Genomic DNA, 15,077 nt, shown 5'->3' on the forward strand with positions numbered 1-15,077 from the left:
GATTCCCGAATCCAAATCAGACACTAGATAGCAGGCATCACATTGCCACCACTTACAGGGATGTAGGCACCCGTAATAAATGACGACAGATCCGAAGCGAGAAAAGCTACCGCATTGGCAATTTCTTGATCTTCACCCCTGCGCTTCAGCGGCACGGTACGCGTATATGCCTCATCATGTCCAGGCTCACTGGACCGATCACGTTCACTAATTGTCCATCCAGGTGCAACCTGGTTTACGGTAATCTGATACTCGCCAACCTCCTTGGCAAGTACGCGATACACGCCATCCATTCCACGCTTACCAGCGGTGTAGGCCGATTGGTGAGCGAAGTTTTGCATTGCACATTCCGTATTGATACCAATGAAGCGACCGGCTCTGATACTTTGCATATGTGGAATGAAAGCTTTGGCAAGATACACACTCTGCATGACACAGGATTCGAACTGGCTCAAGTAATCTTCAGGAGACTGTTCCAACACCGTTGTCCATTCATATTGAATGACTGCATTGGCAACAACGATATCCACTCCGCCAAGGACAGGCTGAATTTCATCACGCATCCGAAATGCTGTATCCTGCTTTGTAATATCTCCCTGTACAATTACAGCCTTACGACCGAGTGCTTCAATCTCACCTTGAAGCTCCCGAGCCTTGGTATCATTATTTATGTAATGTAGAGCCAGATTGGCGCCACAGGCTGCCAACGTGCGGGCGATGACTCTCCCCAGTTGTCCGGTTGCGCCTGTAACCAGAGCCGTTTTTCCTGAGAGATCTAATTGCATAACAGCGAAAACCTCCTAGAATTCATTTGGTCGTCGAAAACGATTTCGGAAAGTTGTTATTTTTGTTCATTAATTACGCGTTATTCAGAGAGATATACAGCATTGTTCAATGCTGTATATGGTAGTTCAACTTTTTTCCTATATGTGCAGACTATTAATTATGATGTTGAATAAGATCAATTTCCTGGAAGCGACTGACTTCCTTTTCCCAACGCTCTTCTACATATTGACGGTGAACCGGGTGATTGTTGTATGCATCATACGCAGCCTGATCCGCAAAGACCATCGAGAAACTGTAGTCGAACTCATTCTTTTCACTTACCTGTCTCAGAACCTGAAATTGCTCTACCCCAGGAATGACAGCCAGTGCATCCGAACTTTCCTTCAAAAAGGCTTCGGCCTCCGGTGTATCTTTACCCGCGTAAAGTGTAAACGTTACCATATGTGTGATGCTGCTCATCTCTATTTCCTCCTCCAATATGTTCATACTCTGTTTCCTAGTGTACATCCGAATGTGTTGTAAGCGCAATAATTGGTTGAATTAATTTTTAATGTACACAAAAAAACCTCAGGACAAATCCCGAGGTTTTTTTGTAATGTATGGACAAACTTATTTGTTGATGTTGTATTTACGGTTAAATTTATCAACACGGCCACCGATATCCACGTTTCTTTGTTTACCAGTGAAGAACGGGTGGGATGCGGAACTAGTGTCCACACGGATTACTGGGTAAGAGTTACCGTCTTCCCATTCCATAGTTTCGTTAGAGAACTTCGTGGAAGAACTCAGGAATTTGAAATCAGCACTTGCATCGTAAAAAATTACGAGTTGTGTCTTTGGATGGATGTCAACTTTTGGCATAATCTATTTACACTCCTTTAATATGGGTACTTCTTTAGAATCAAACTAAATTTTATTATACTCTTTTTTTGGACAAAGTACCAGCAGGATTTGAGGAAGAGCTAAAAAAAATATGATATCTGTGATTTTTCACCTAATCAGGTGTTACGCCGTCCCTTTCTCCAGTACATTCAACATGTACTCCAAAGCCTCCAGTTCATCCCTGCCCCTTGTCTGTAATCTGACAACACTACCATATCGAATGGGAAGTAACGCCATTCCAAGCAGGCTTTTGACATCTACACGATGCTCATGCTCAGACTCCATATACGACAAAATAATATCCGAGGAAAAACGTGACGCTTGAGAAGATACCGACATCAGATCATCCCGATGAAAATCAGCGTGAATCATAAATTCATGTACTCTCACAACCTTCAGTTCCTTTCGCTAAGTACTTATTCACCAATATGGTGTGTATCCATTTATATATTAAAATCTTCATGAATTATACCATGTTATGGGAGCTTGACCCATACTTTTTTGCAAAAAAACAAAAAAAGAGTCCTGAACCGCAGGACTCTTTCCAGGCTGTTCTTACATACCGTTTGGATATACCATGACCTTCAGACTGCCGCTTTTATTGTGTAATGCGCGCTCCATCGCTTGCTGTGTCTCTTCGAGTGAATAACGATCTGTAATCAGGGACATCACGTCATGCTGACCGGAGCTCAGGAACTCAATTCCTGCCGGATACGTATTGGCATAACGGAATATGCCATAGATATCAACTTCATTGTCCGCAATAAATGGAACATTGAGTGCGATCTCGTCCTGTGCAGGCAGGCCCACAATCGCAAGTTTGCCTCCACGTCGAAGTGAATACAGAGCAGATTGTAGCGCCTTTGGATTCCCCGCTGTTTCCCATGCGGTATCCACACCCACACCACCTGTTAACTCGCGAATCACAGCCAGCGCATCTTCATTACGCACATTAATGGTATGAGTGGCACCCATGCGGCGAGCGGCTTCCAGCCTAACTTCCTCCAGATCCGTTACAATGATCTTCTCTACACCGAAAGATTTGGCTGCAGCCACGGCCATGAGTCCAACGGGACCCATACCCATAATCGCCAGGGTTGTACCCGGAGCCAGTTTGCTGCGGCGTGCAGCGTGAATACCAACAGAGAATGGCTCGTTCATAGCTGCTTCCTCATAAGACAGATGATCCGGGATCGGGAATACCATATCTTCACGTATCACCATGTATTGTACAAATGCCCCATCCACCGGAGGGGTCGCTAGAAATTGTACATCCGGACACAGGTTATAACGACCTTCCTTGCATGCCGAGCAACGCCCGCAAGTCACCCCAGGCTCAATAGCAACCCGATCCCCTGTTTTCAGACGTGATACGTTCGAGCCAACAGCAGCAATGATCCCCGCACACTCATGACCCAGAATGATCGGTTTCTCCACCACAAATCTGCCAATACGTCCATGTTCAAAATAATGCACATCCGAGCCACACACCCCAACAGCCATCACCTGGATTAACACCTCATTTGCTGCCGGTTGCGGGACGGGTTGTTCCTCAATAATGATGTGTCCTGGCTCTGTCATGACAGCAGCTTTCATGGTCTCGGGCAGTTGATGTTGTCCCATACGGTTCTCCTCCTCATGTATGTCCATGCTGTCTATTCTACAACAAAGAAAACAAGGTATCTTCTTTCTTCATATCACCAATCAATAGATTGTTCGACCTTGTTCATCCGCAATGCCGCTCTTCCGATAGAAGTACGTATTGATCATGTCTCGCCATTCCTTCGCATGTTCGGCCTGATTGTCCTGTAATGAAGCAACTTTACTGAAAATAACCGGGTCGATTTTACCCTCCAGCCCTCTCCATGTCTCGGCTAAGGCCTCTGCCTGCGCAACACCTTCAAAGTGTGTATCATAAATATGCTGAATGACCGTTTTACCCGAATGCAGAACATGGGTGTACGGCACGTGATGGAAAAATAAGATCAGCTCATCCGGACAGGTGTCTACGGACTCATAACGATCAGCATTCTCAGGGTGATACTGTGAAGTGTATCCTGTACCGCTGTTCACGGTTCGATCTACACCAATACCATGACAATCGGCAAAGTGATACGTTCCCCATTTGGAATACTCGTATCCATCTACATTCGGCCCGTAATGATGTTCCGGATTAACCATCCAACCTACACCGAGAGGCGCCGTATAATTCTCATAGATATCTAGTGAAGTCAAAAGCATGCCCGTAACCTGCCGCACAACTTCGTCTTCATGTCCAAATGTGAGTCTCACCCACTCATCGGCAATCTCTTCCGCGGACAGCTCCGGGTTCCATGCAAGTCTTCCGTATCCATATAGATTCGCCTGCGCGAGTGGATGTCCTGTCCAACAGGCATCTGCACCAATATTGGATACTGCGGCGAAGCCACTGTATGGTCGTTTATACAGAGAACCGTCCGCGATTCGCTTGATCTCTGAACCTTCGCCTTTGGCGTATGTGTCAAAGTCCAATACTTCTTTCCACTGGGGAACCAGATAACAGAGATGACGTTGTTGCCCGGTATACTCCTGTGTAATTTGAAATTCAATCACCTGATTGGTATTTTCCATGGCGCCGAACAGCGGGGATACCGCCTCTCTCACCTGAAAGTCCATCGGCCCGTTTTTGATCTGCAAAATGACATTGTCGGCAAAACGTCCATCCAGCGGCGTAAAGTGGTCATATGCTGCACGTGCACGGTCAGTGGAACGATCCCGCCAGTCCTGCTTGCAGTTATAGACAAAGCAACGCCAGATGACCAATCCACCGAATGGCCGAAGGGCTTCAGCCAACATGTTCGCACCATCGGCATGATCACGGTTATACGTGAATGGTCCCGGACGATTCTCGGAGTCTGCTTTGATCAGGTAACCACCAAAATCCGGAATCGCTGCGTACACCTTGGCCGTTTGAACGTTCCACCATTCCCGTACCTGCGCATCCAGCGGATCAGCCGTACGTAATCCACCAATCTCAATCGGACTCGCGTAGTTGGCGCTCAGGAACAATCGAATGCCATATGCTCTGAATTCAGCGGCAACTTTCGCCACATCACTAAGATAACGTTCGGTCAGAAACAGACTCTCACGGCGGTGTACATTGACGTTGTTGATCGATATGGCATTGATACCCGTCGAAGCAAGCAGGCGTGCATAATCTCTGATGCGTTCCAAGTCCAGTGTGAATTCCCCGTTATCATAGAAAATCGAGTCTCCAGCGTAACCCCGTTCAATGCTGCCGTCCACGTTATCCCACTGATTAATCATTCGCAGTGCATTGGTAGGCTGCTCTGTAATGAAGCTCCACTTACTCACAGCGTCATCCGCCTTACTTGCAATTCCTTGATCCATTGTCAGTTCCCGAAGCAGATGGAATGCACCATACAACACACCTTGGGGAGTCTCTGAACCAATGACCAGTACACCCTCGGTCTCGTTCTCACGAATGATGTACCCTTCTCCCTGAACAGTTGAACGCTCTTTCTCACTGAACGAACCAGCCACCGAATTGCTTCCTGTCCAAGTACCGATTCGTATCGCGGGAGCGGAAGCGTTATTGTCCCGCTCACTTTGCTGAGTATCAGACAGATGACTGACCGACGGTTTCACGCCATACAACTTCTCCAGTCCTCGTGAAAGTTCGGTCAGAGCTGTTGTGATTACTCCATGGTTCTCTTCCGCGAGTATCAGCTTGCTCCACGCAGGAGCCGTCTTTTGGGCAAGTCCATTCGCTCTTGGCAATTCGGAGTGATACCCCAGCCACGCATCGTACTGTGGACCTGACAAGGCAGTTTGAACGACGGATTGGTTCATTGTACCGCCTCCTTACTGGCATAGATCTGCGTAAGGTGATTCCCTTTTCCTTCGAGTAACCATAGAATCGACGTTACACCACGCGGATAGTACTTGCTGCCAACCGCCACACCTGACAGGATCTGGTCGCTCCAGCACCAGTAGGATTCCTCCGGATGCAGCAGCCAGTTGACATGCGCCGCGTCTGCTGCCTTGCCTGTCTCATCCCATTCCACATCTAGCAGCTCTCTAGCGATAAACTGGGACAAATAGATTTTGCTTAACCACGAGTTATTACTTGTTGAGGACAGTTTCCAGCCTCCATCTTCGAACAGGCATGTTCCCGGTACAAGAACCGTCTTCAGATGAGTTTGGAGTGCTTTCAGATAAGGTCCAAACCGACCATTGACATCCAGTGCTGCTTCACAGCCTGTAAAGTACGGGAACACCAGACCTTCAATTGCCGGAATGATTCGAGAATCATTATTTTCTGCAATAACAGCTGGAATGTAGCCGCCATCAGTCAACTGTGCAGCAATACTGGCAGCGCAGCGATCCGCTTGAAGACCTGCTTGATGTGACAGATCGGCCAACTTCTCCGTTGCGAACAACTTCTCCAATGCAACATAGACCGCCCAGCATTTGCCCGCCAGATAGATATTGTTGCGAGACTGTCCAAGTGACACATCCAGGCTGTCGTAGGTTGTAATCTCCGCTCCACCTTGAGTACGGCTGCTATCCAGACCCATCAGACCGTTACGCTGCTCAGCGTCGGGATGGTCACGATTAAGCATACTTTCGAAGCAATCCTGGATAACAGGCAACATGTTTTTCACAAAAGCTTGATCCTGTGTCTGTTCAATGTACACTGTCGCGCAGCAGAGCCAGTTCACCAGTTCTTCGTGACTCATCTGTGAGAAGCAGTCGTCAATGCCAACCAGTTCATATGCCGAGTGTCCAGGGCGTGAGAACACATTGGCAACACCAATATCATGGGTAAAGGTAATTCCCCCCGGATATAACTTTTCTTCCCCCGGGAAACGAACCTGATCCGTATAACTGTATCTTTTCACAAACCACTCCAGCTCATTACGCACCGTCCATGGATTCAAGGCAAGCTCGAAGTACAACTGATCAGCTGTCAGATCAAGTGTGTTCATCATCCGATACTCCCCTTCGTTCACCACCCAGAGTGGCTCACCATCGGCATCCAGCAGTTGAGTACTGGCATAATAGCTGTGAATGGAATGAGCCAGCATGAATGATTGATCTTCGGTCAAAGCAGCCGATCCAAGGCGCTGTTCAACCTCTCCACAGGATGCGGTCAACTCACTGAAGCGTTGTAGTGCATACTCTCCTGCTGCCTGAATATCGGAGAAGTACCGCGTATACCAATACGTTGTGTCCATTCCAGTCGTCACAATGCCCCCACGATAGAAACATACTGCGAATTGATACGTACGTTTCTCTCCAGCCGGCACCTCCATCAGTAGTGCAGCGGTTGAGCCAAGTCCAAATGCCAAATTCTCCCGATGTTTCTCCTGCAAGAGCTTCTCCAACGTAAATCCGCGTGCGGGCCACAGTCCGTCATCTGCTGACATAATTGCTGTAAGTCGACCTTGTCCCACACCTGTGATGGAGCCACCTTCCGGTCCCCCAATCAGACGCATCGCAGAGTACGGATCATTGCCCTGATAGCCAAAGTAGGCTTTGCGTGGTTGTTGACCTTGCGTATTGTCAATCGTCATCTCAACCAATACGGCAGGTACGAGTGCATCCATTAATTCTTCGCGATCCCCATTCGTTGGATCAGGTACTGGACGTACAGGCGAGTAGATACGGAACGTCAGATCTCCAGCAGTCCACGTATCCGTACCTGAGGTGAATTCACGGGTAATATCTTCATCGCGAAAAGCTGTAATAAGAGGTTGTGGAACTTTGGATGCTGTTGTCGACGCCGGGTCCCCATTCTCCAACTTCTCTACATCATAGCGGCTGCTCTCATCCTGGGAAGCTTCATAAAAAGGAAGTGCCTGATAATTGTCGCCATCGCGAGATTGTAATCCAATATATACATTCTGGTCTGCCGGCTTGCCAAGTTCAAGACCCAGCCCGCCTTTGGCTCCTTTGTATCCCAGTGTAAAACTCGCAAAAGCACCAATCGGTGCGTGATGTGCATTATAAAAGATGGATTTGGATGTGCTCACGAATCATAACCCCTCTCAAAATGGTTTGCATGCGTTTTCATTAGCCCCATCCTAACACGTGGTTTCACCTCAGACCATGATCAAATCAATCGGATATTTACCCAAATCAAGCTGATAGACTATAATGGATTAAAGCGGTTACACAAAACCATTCCATTTGATATAAGTGCGTGTTCAAAATCGCACTTTTTGAACAACCTCTAAATAAAGGGGGATCTTCCATGTCTTCAACGTATTTGCCTCCTACTTTGGGAGAAAGTGTCCATGAAGTTTTTTATCCAGATGTGCAAACAACGGTTAATCTGTTCGCCATTCATTTACGCAGTGTCGGTACGGACTGGGATTATCCGGCGCATGAGCACCCTCAATATGAATTGAATTATGTCACGGAAGGCGAGCAACGCATGATGGTGAATGGTACCCTATACATTCAAAAGGCTGGCGAACTGCTCCTGATTCCTCCGGGAAGCATTCATTCCAGCCAGAGCCATAACGGCAAGGGATTTACGTATTTTTGCATGCATTTTGACATTGATGATCAGTTGTTCCTATCGTTGCTGGCACGCATCAAACAAGTGCGATTCAGTGCGGATAGTCCGGTTACACAGCAGATTGAGCCGGTTTTGCGCAAATTGATGTCATCTGCGGATGATGAAACAGCAAATACGATGGTACAGCGTATGCAGCTGCAATCTGCGGTATTTGAACTATTTGGCCATCTGTGGGAGGCGGTATCGCAAGAGGCAGCACAATGGTTTACCGACGGACACGAGAAGATTGAACTCGCCCACCAGATTCGTAATCGATTGCAAGGCCTGATGAGTCAGCAATTCAAACAGGGACACGAATCCAACGCTCACTATGGCATTGATGATATTGCAGCAGAGCTGGGCATCAGTTCTTCTCACTGTAATCGCGTGTTCAAGCAGGTGTTCGGTCAGTCTCCCCGTGCTGTATTGTCCCAGTTGGTTTTGCATGAAGCGAAGCTTCTTCTGGGCAATCCGAAGCTGTCTGTTCAGAATATTGCCGTCATGCTTGGTTATAAGGATATTGCTCATTTCAGTCGTCAATTCAAGCGCTGGTCCGGCATGTCACCATCCCGTTACCGACAGGAACAGCCTGCTCTGGAATAAGGTCCAGTAGCAGGCTTTTTGTCTTTCTTATTTATTTCAACAAACGCTTAATCAACTTGAGCTTGTTATCATACGGTGGATATAGAATCGGCAGATTCAACTTGGTGCTTTTTTTCAGTACACTTTTGAGATGAGAGAAGGTTTCGAAGCTGTACTGCCCATGATACGAGCCAACGCCAGAATGACCAACACCGCCAAACGGCAGACGCGGATTCGCTACATGCGTGATGGTATCGTTAATGCAGCCGCCTCCAAAAGAAACTTCGCGCAGCACTTTGTCCTGAACCCGGGTGTCGGAAGTAAACAGATACAAGGCGAGTGGTTTCGGCCGCTTTACGATCTCTACAATAGCTTCATCAACGTTACGGTAGCTAATGATCGGAAGAATTGGTCCAAAAATCTCATCTTCCATCGTTGCTGCATCCCAGGACTCCGCATCAATCAGTGTAGGTTCAATAAAGCGATCTTCCTCATCCGAAGCTCCCCCATATATCACTTTGGCCTGATCCCGCTCAATCAAAGTCGTCAGCCGTTTAAAATGTCCCTTGTTCACGATTCGCCCATAGTCCTTGTTGTGCTGGATATCCGAACCAAAGAAGGACACAATCGCTGCTTTCATCTCCGTAATTAACGCTTCCTTCACGCGCTCATGCACGAGTAAATAATCGGGTGCAATACAGGTCTGTCCTGTATTGAGCAGTTTGCCCCATATAATGCGCTCAGCTGCTACTTTGATATCCGCCTGTTCATCAACAATGACCGGACTCTTACCGCCCAGTTCCAACGTAACGGGAACGAGATTTTTGGCAGCTGCCTCCATTACAATCTTGCCTACCGGTACACTGCCTGTAAAAAAGATATAGTCGAATGGCGCGTTAATCAGTGCTGTTGTTGTATCTTTAGCACCGTCAAGCACTTGTACGTATGCCGGTTCGAACACGCTCGCAATCATTTCACGTACAACAGCGGACACCGCAGGTGTATTCTCTGACGCTTTGAGCACGGCTGTGTTGCCTGCCGCAATAGCACCTACCAATGGTTCGATTAAGAGTTGAAATGGATAATTAAACGGTCCGATAATGAGAACTGCCCCGTAGGGTTCGGGTATGATATAACTTTTCGAACCAAGGAGTGCCATTTGCGTTTTCACTTTAACGGGCTTCACCCATTTATTCACTTTACGAATGGTGTGTGTGATGCTGTCCATCATAAATCCGATCTCGGTTGTGTAGGATTCAAACTCACTTTTGCCCAAATCCTGATAGAGAGCTTCAGTCAGTCTGGTCTCATACTTTTGAATCGCCTGCTTGAGTTGGTTCAGACGGGCAATTCGAGCTTCTGCCGATCGTGTGGCCCCGGAACGAAAGAATTGTCGTTGCTGCTCCAAAATCTGTTCAACTTCCTGACTGGTTACTTCCTGTATAGTCGTTGTCATATATACATACTCCTCTATTCATTATTGATCAAGCGTTTAAACTTACGAACCTATAAGGCACATGCAAAAGCATGTTTTATCACTATTAATCTACAGACACTCTTCTTCCAAAGCAGCTACCAGTTCCTTCAGCAGTTCCACCGATGCATTCAATGAAGCCGAATAATATCGCTGTGTGCCCTTCTGTTCCACAGATATGAGCCCCTTCTCTAATAACAGCTTGAGATGATGAGATATGGCTGGCCGGGATAGGCTGGAGTGTTCGGTAATTTCATTCACCGTCATTCTGCCCTTCTCGGTAAGTGTCAGCAAAATAGATTGACGATGGTTGTCACTTAATACTTGAAATAACGGGATACAGGTTTGAAAAACGCTGATCGCTTTTTGTCCCATGGTGTTCACCTCTATACTATTTCTTCTTCATTATTCTACGTATATTTTCTCTGTTTGATGTCTGTTGGTTTAAACATTCGAACCTAATAACTGAATTGTACTCTTCAATCACTTGAACTGCAAGTGAACCTTCAACTAAATTTAATATAATGTGGATAAAGCGCTTCCATACTACCATACAAGTATGGTAGTATATCAATGAAGGAGTTGAAGTTGTGGAATATACCCCAAAGTTATCATCCAAAGCCGGTTTGTTGCCTGTTGCGAGCAGTATGTCTTCCATGAATAATAAGCAATCTTACTCAACGCGAGATGTCGTTTACTTCACGCTGAAACAACTCATTTTGAGTCTAAAAATGCCTCCGGGAACAGCTATTTCCGAGAAGGAAATTTCGCTTGAGTTCCAGGTCAGCCGGACACCTGTTCGAGAAAGTTTTGTAAGGCTTGCTCAGGAAGGTCTGCTGGAAGTGTATCCACAGCGTGGCACATACGTCTCTCTGATTCAAGTCGATCTCGTTGAGGAAGCACGGTTCATGCGTGAACAGCTCGAACGAGCCGTAATCAGGCTCGCCTGCGAGAACTTTCCGAACGAACATATGGTAGCTCTTGAACAGAACCTTGCGTGGCAACAGGAATGCAGGGTCAAACCGGATGATGAACGAATGTTTCAATTGGATGAGGAATTCCATAGCACTCTTTTTGCAGGCTGCAACAAAAGCAACACCTGGACTGTTATCCAGCAGATGAATGTACATTTGAATCGAAGTCGCATGTTACGCCTGTCCTCGGACCACCAATGGGATCACCTAATTGAACAGCACCGGTCTATGGTCAAGGCCATTCAGCAGCATGATGCCGACACAGCAGAGCGACTGATGCAGGAACATTTGCATTTAACTGTCACCGATTTGGCTGTCCTGCAGGATACATATCCTTCCTATTTTCAATGACTGAATTTTTCTTCCTACTATTCATGATGAGGTGAACGTGATGAGAATGGTTTTTCGCTGGTTTGGCGAAGGCAATGATACGGTAACGCTGGATCATATCCGGCAGATTCCGGGTGTTGAAGGTATTGTGTGGGCACTGCACGATGTTCCTGCTGGCGACGAATGGCCGATGGACAAAATACTCGCTGTCAAAACAGCAGCGGACAAGGCCGGATTACATCTGGATGTCGTTGAGAGTGTGAACATCCATGAGGATATCAAGTTGGGCTTGCCATCAAGGGATAAATACATTGCGAACTATATTAAAACGATGGAGAAACTTGCCCAGGTTGGTGTGAAGGTCATCTGTTATAACTTTATGCCCATCTTCGACTGGCTTCGCACGGATATGCACAAGGAAATGGAGGATGGCTCAACTGCCCTCTTCTATGAGCACAGTAAACTCGCAGATATAGAACCTCTGGAACTCGTTCGACGCATTACGGAAAACTCCGCACTCACCATGCCAGGTTGGGAACCAGAACGATTGCAGTATTTAACAGGTTTGTTCGAAGCCTACAAGGATGTAACCGAGGATCACATGTGGGAGCACGCACGTTATTTCCTGCAAGAGATTATGCCTACAGCCGAACGGCTGGGGATTCGAATGGCCATCCATCCGGATGACCCGCCATGGCCAATCTTTGGATTACCAAAGATTATTACGAATCAGGAGAATGTTCGGAAATATTTGAATCTTTATGATAGCCCTTACAACAGCGTGACGTTATGCAGTGGCTCTTTGGGAGCAAATGCTGATAATGACATTATCGGGATGATACACGAGTTCAAGGATCGGATTCCATTTGCCCACATTCGTAATGTAAAAATATACGATAACGGCGACTTTATTGAAACCTCACATCGCAGTCAGGATGGCAGTGTTGATATTGCAGGGGTTGTTGAGGCTTATCACGATATCGGTTATGAAGGTTATGCAAGACCCGATCACGGTCGTCATCTCTGGGGAGAACAGTGCCGACCTGGCTATGGACTCTATGACCGGGCTTTGGGGATCATGTATCTCTGGGGCGTCTGGGATTCCCTGCAAAGGAGGGCAAAAGCATGAGTGAACGTCAATATGAACGCTCATCTCGTCTCGAAGGCAGAACGGCTGTAATCACCGGAGGTGCTGGAGTACTATGCCGCTCCATGGCGGAAGAACTCGCTCGGCACGGTGCAAGTGTAGCCATCCTGAACCGCACCGTGTCCAAGGGGCAGGAAGTTGTAGCTGCGATTGAAGCTGCCGGTGGCAGAGCGATTGCTATTGCCTGTGACGTAACCCAGGCCGATAGTGTACAAGCGGCGGCAGATGCTGTACTGGAACAGCTTGGACCATGCGACATTCTGATTAATGGCGCCGGTGGCAATAACGCCAGTGCCAACACCACCAATGAAATTTTTAGATTGGAAGATCTGGAAAAGAGCGATGTCACTACATTTTTCGATGTAAGTGTAGAGGGATTTCGTCAGGTGATGGATCTGAATTTTGTCGGTTCTCTCATCCCCACTCAGATCTTTGCAAAACATATGATAGAGCGCGATGTTCCCGCTACTGTCATAAACATTTCTTCCATGAGCGCCCCATCTCCCATGACGAAAGTTCCAGCTTACAGCGCTGCGAAGGCAGCCATTAACAACTTCACGCAGTGGCTCGCCGTTCATCTGGCCGAATCCGGTATTCGTGTCAACGCTATTGCACCCGGATTTTTCCTGACCGAGCAAAACCGTAATCTATTACTGCAACCAGACGGCTCACCAACGGAACGTTCCAGTAAAATTATTGCGCATACACCCATGCGCCGCTTTGGCAAACCGGAAGACCTGCTTGGCACATTAATGTGGCTTGCGGATGAAAGACAGTCCGGCTTTGTCACTGGCACAGTCATTCCGGTAGATGGCGGATTTATGGCATATTCCGGTGTTTAACGATTTCTTACACAGACACTCCGATGAAAGAACAACCTTCCAATCGCTGTTATCCCCAGATTTTATCGATTCACTTCTCCGAAGGAGAAATCCGGGAATAAAGGCGAGCGCTTCGCTTTTTCAGGTTTTTTCTTTCCTCTCCGTTACGTGCAAATGAATCAGTTCAACTAATATAGAGAATTTATAGAGACCGAAGCTTGGGATACATACCCAGGTTTCGGTTTTTTGCGTTCAAGCATAAGATCATCCAGCATAGGAGAAGCTTGTTATAATGCATGTTCAAAAGCAAACTTTTTAAACAACCTCATAATACAGCTACGGTGAAATAAAGGAAGGTGATACATATATGATGGAAGAAACATGGGTTGTTGCCGTACGGTCTATTATTGCCTTTCTGACCCTGATCATCTATACAAGGGTGCTGGGCAAACAGCAGATGGGTAACTTGACGTATTTTGATTACATTAACGGCATCACAATCGGTTCCATTGCAGGTACGTTTGCAACCGATCTCTCGTCCAAGGCCTGGATTCATTTTGTGGCCTTGACCATTTTCACAATCATTACGATCATCTTTCAGTATATTACGCTGAAGAATCGCACCATCTCCAAATTAATGGACTCAGATCCCACATTGATCATCCAGAACGGTAAAATTCTCGAACAGAACCTGAGTAAAATGCGAGTCAAATTTGATGAATTGACCATGATGCTGCGGCAAAAGGATGTATTTGATATTACGACGTTAGATTATGCGATTCTGGAACCGGATGGCAGCCTCTCGGTTGTTTTGAAACCTGAGAATCAACCGGTAACCGCAAAAGACATGCATATGCACCCGCCGAAGAGCAAGCTGATGACCGAGATTATCATTGATGGCCTGCTGATTAAGCAAAATCTTGAGGAAAGACACAAAGATATTAATTGGCTCAGTGAACAGCTGAAAAAGCAAAACATTACGATACAGGATATCGCTTTTGCCGCCATATTACCCAATGACAAATTGTATGTGGACCTGTTCAAGGATAAGATCACCGAAAAAATCGATATGGGCGATTATGAGGGGCCTTTCTAAACTCTTTACATGAAGGAGGCGGTTGAATGAAAACGCGTTTCTGGCTGCTATATGTGCTTCCGATCTTCCTCATTCTTGTATTCGTTGCGATTATGGCTAGCGGAGCCTTTCTCAAAAAGCCCTTTGGCAACGATGATCGCTTGCTTGAATCTATACAAACGTTAGAGAAACAGGTTGAGGGAAAACAATGGACTGAAGCCAAGTCTCAAGTTAATTACGCAATGCAAGCTTGGGATAAGGTCGTTAACCGCATTCAGTTCAGTGTAGAGCGTGAAACGATATATGATATTCTGGGCACGCTTGCTCGGATCAAGGGCGGCGTTGCGGCAGAGGATGATAAGGCGATTATGGAAGAGATTTATTACTTTTATGTGTTATGGGATAATCTTGGAGATTAGGTTCCATGTGTTCAATATC

Annotated in this window: 15 protein-coding genes; 6 read left to right on the plus strand and 9 right to left on the minus strand. The window is 46.7% G+C overall.

The window, feature by feature from the left end; genetic code table 11:
* Window positions 1–23: 23 nt before the first annotated feature.
* The 7 genes from NZ043_RS26285 to NZ043_RS26315 form a co-directional block, all read right to left on the minus strand.
* Complete coding sequence (locus NZ043_RS26285) at window positions 24–785, minus strand: SDR family oxidoreductase (protein ID WP_339309654.1); 762 nt, start codon at window positions 783–785, stop codon at window positions 24–26.
* A gap of 154 nt (window positions 786–939) precedes the next feature.
* Window positions 940–1,245 (minus strand): Dabb family protein, encoded by a 306-nt coding sequence (locus NZ043_RS26290; protein ID WP_076215373.1) that lies wholly within the window; start codon window positions 1,243–1,245, stop codon window positions 940–942.
* Between the two features lie 150 nt (window positions 1,246–1,395).
* Window positions 1,396–1,647: a type B 50S ribosomal protein L31 gene (locus NZ043_RS26295; protein WP_062834756.1), complete on the minus strand. Its 252-nt coding sequence runs from the start codon at window positions 1,645–1,647 to the stop codon at window positions 1,396–1,398.
* A 144-nt stretch (window positions 1,648–1,791) separates the two neighbouring features.
* A complete protein-coding gene (locus NZ043_RS26300; RefSeq protein WP_026081056.1) occupies window positions 1,792–2,058 on the minus strand; it encodes an HPr family phosphocarrier protein in 267 nt (88 codons plus the stop codon).
* Window positions 2,059–2,223: 165 nt separating this feature from the next.
* Window positions 2,224–3,291 carry an NAD(P)-dependent alcohol dehydrogenase gene (locus NZ043_RS26305; protein ID WP_249912551.1) on the minus strand — a complete coding sequence of 356 codons (1,068 nt, stop codon included), beginning with the start codon at window positions 3,289–3,291 and terminating at the stop codon, window positions 2,224–2,226.
* An 81-nt stretch (window positions 3,292–3,372) separates the two neighbouring features.
* On the minus strand, window positions 3,373–5,520 hold the full coding sequence (locus NZ043_RS26310) for an alpha-glucuronidase family glycosyl hydrolase (RefSeq protein ID WP_289389408.1): 2,148 nt from the start codon (window positions 5,518–5,520) through the stop codon (window positions 3,373–3,375).
* A complete protein-coding gene (locus NZ043_RS26315) occupies window positions 5,517–7,706 on the minus strand; it encodes a glycoside hydrolase family 52 protein (protein ID WP_339309655.1) in 2,190 nt (729 codons plus the stop codon). Before NZ043_RS26315 ends, NZ043_RS26310 begins: the two co-directional genes overlap by 4 nt.
* Before the next feature lie 221 nt (window positions 7,707–7,927).
* On the opposite strand from NZ043_RS26315, the gene NZ043_RS26320 reads away from it, so the two are divergent.
* A complete protein-coding gene (locus tag NZ043_RS26320) occupies window positions 7,928–8,839 on the plus strand; it encodes an AraC family transcriptional regulator (protein WP_133385099.1) in 912 nt (303 codons plus the stop codon).
* Between the two features lie 31 nt (window positions 8,840–8,870).
* On the opposite strand, the gene NZ043_RS26325 is transcribed toward NZ043_RS26320, so the two are convergent.
* On the minus strand, window positions 8,871–10,274 hold the full coding sequence (locus tag NZ043_RS26325) for an aldehyde dehydrogenase (RefSeq protein WP_339309656.1): 1,404 nt from the start codon (window positions 10,272–10,274) through the stop codon (window positions 8,871–8,873).
* Between the two features lie 90 nt (window positions 10,275–10,364).
* On the minus strand, window positions 10,365–10,667 hold the full coding sequence (locus NZ043_RS26330) for a metalloregulator ArsR/SmtB family transcription factor (RefSeq protein ID WP_091029636.1): 303 nt from the start codon (window positions 10,665–10,667) through the stop codon (window positions 10,365–10,367).
* 272 nt (window positions 10,668–10,939) lie between these two features.
* On the opposite strand from NZ043_RS26330, the gene NZ043_RS26335 reads away from it, so the two are divergent.
* The 5 genes from NZ043_RS26335 to NZ043_RS26355 all read left to right on the plus strand — a co-directional run bounded on the left by NZ043_RS26335 (window position 10,940) and on the right by NZ043_RS26355 (window position 15,058).
* A complete protein-coding gene (locus NZ043_RS26335; protein ID WP_133385983.1) occupies window positions 10,940–11,617 on the plus strand; it encodes a GntR family transcriptional regulator in 678 nt (225 codons plus the stop codon).
* Window positions 11,618–11,657: 40 nt separating this feature from the next.
* Entirely contained in the window at window positions 11,658–12,725 is a 1,068-nt protein-coding gene (uxuA, locus tag NZ043_RS26340; protein ID WP_339309657.1) for a mannonate dehydratase, read from the plus strand.
* Window positions 12,722–13,585 (plus strand): SDR family oxidoreductase, encoded by an 864-nt coding sequence (locus tag NZ043_RS26345; RefSeq protein WP_091029632.1) that lies wholly within the window; start codon window positions 12,722–12,724, stop codon window positions 13,583–13,585. The genes uxuA and NZ043_RS26345 overlap by 4 nt, the downstream gene beginning before the upstream one ends.
* Before the next feature lie 346 nt (window positions 13,586–13,931).
* Window positions 13,932–14,660 (plus strand): DUF421 domain-containing protein, encoded by a 729-nt coding sequence (locus NZ043_RS26350; RefSeq protein ID WP_091029630.1) that lies wholly within the window; start codon window positions 13,932–13,934, stop codon window positions 14,658–14,660.
* A 26-nt stretch (window positions 14,661–14,686) separates the two neighbouring features.
* Complete coding sequence (locus NZ043_RS26355) at window positions 14,687–15,058, plus strand: DUF4363 family protein (protein WP_091029627.1); 372 nt, start codon at window positions 14,687–14,689, stop codon at window positions 15,056–15,058.
* The last annotated feature ends 19 nt before the right edge of the window (window positions 15,059–15,077 follow it).

Origin of the sequence: Paenibacillus sp. FSL k6-2145, from assembly GCF_037976585.1 — a bacterium.
In the GTDB taxonomy this organism is placed as follows: domain Bacteria; phylum Bacillota; class Bacilli; order Paenibacillales; family Paenibacillaceae; genus Paenibacillus.

Bases quoted from the DNA above. Each gene is read 5' to 3' on its own strand.
- NZ043_RS26295 (WP_062834756.1), bottom strand. From the start codon at position 1,647: ATGCCAAAAGTTGACATCCATCCAAAGACACAACTCGTAATTTTTTAC.
- uxuA (WP_339309657.1), top strand. From the start codon at position 11,658: ATGAGAATGGTTTTTCGCTGGTTTGGCGAAGGCAATGATACGGTAACG.
- NZ043_RS26350 (WP_091029630.1), top strand. From the start codon at position 13,932: ATGATGGAAGAAACATGGGTTGTTGCCGTACGGTCTATTATTGCCTTT.
- NZ043_RS26320 (WP_133385099.1), top strand. From the start codon at position 7,928: ATGTCTTCAACGTATTTGCCTCCTACTTTGGGAGAAAGTGTCCATGAA.
- NZ043_RS26290 (WP_076215373.1), bottom strand. From the start codon at position 1,245: ATGAGCAGCATCACACATATGGTAACGTTTACACTTTACGCGGGTAAA.
- NZ043_RS26285 (WP_339309654.1), bottom strand. From the start codon at position 785: ATGCAATTAGATCTCTCAGGAAAAACGGCTCTGGTTACAGGCGCAACC.
- NZ043_RS26355 (WP_091029627.1), top strand. From the start codon at position 14,687: ATGAAAACGCGTTTCTGGCTGCTATATGTGCTTCCGATCTTCCTCATT.
- NZ043_RS26310 (WP_289389408.1), bottom strand. From the start codon at position 5,520: ATGAACCAATCCGTCGTTCAAACTGCCTTGTCAGGTCCACAGTACGAT.
- NZ043_RS26305 (WP_249912551.1), bottom strand. From the start codon at position 3,291: ATGGGACAACATCAACTGCCCGAGACCATGAAAGCTGCTGTCATGACA.
- NZ043_RS26330 (WP_091029636.1), bottom strand. From the start codon at position 10,667: ATGGGACAAAAAGCGATCAGCGTTTTTCAAACCTGTATCCCGTTATTT.
- NZ043_RS26325 (WP_339309656.1), bottom strand. From the start codon at position 10,274: ATGACAACGACTATACAGGAAGTAACCAGTCAGGAAGTTGAACAGATT.
- NZ043_RS26345 (WP_091029632.1), top strand. From the start codon at position 12,722: ATGAGTGAACGTCAATATGAACGCTCATCTCGTCTCGAAGGCAGAACG.
- NZ043_RS26335 (WP_133385983.1), top strand. From the start codon at position 10,940: ATGTCTTCCATGAATAATAAGCAATCTTACTCAACGCGAGATGTCGTT.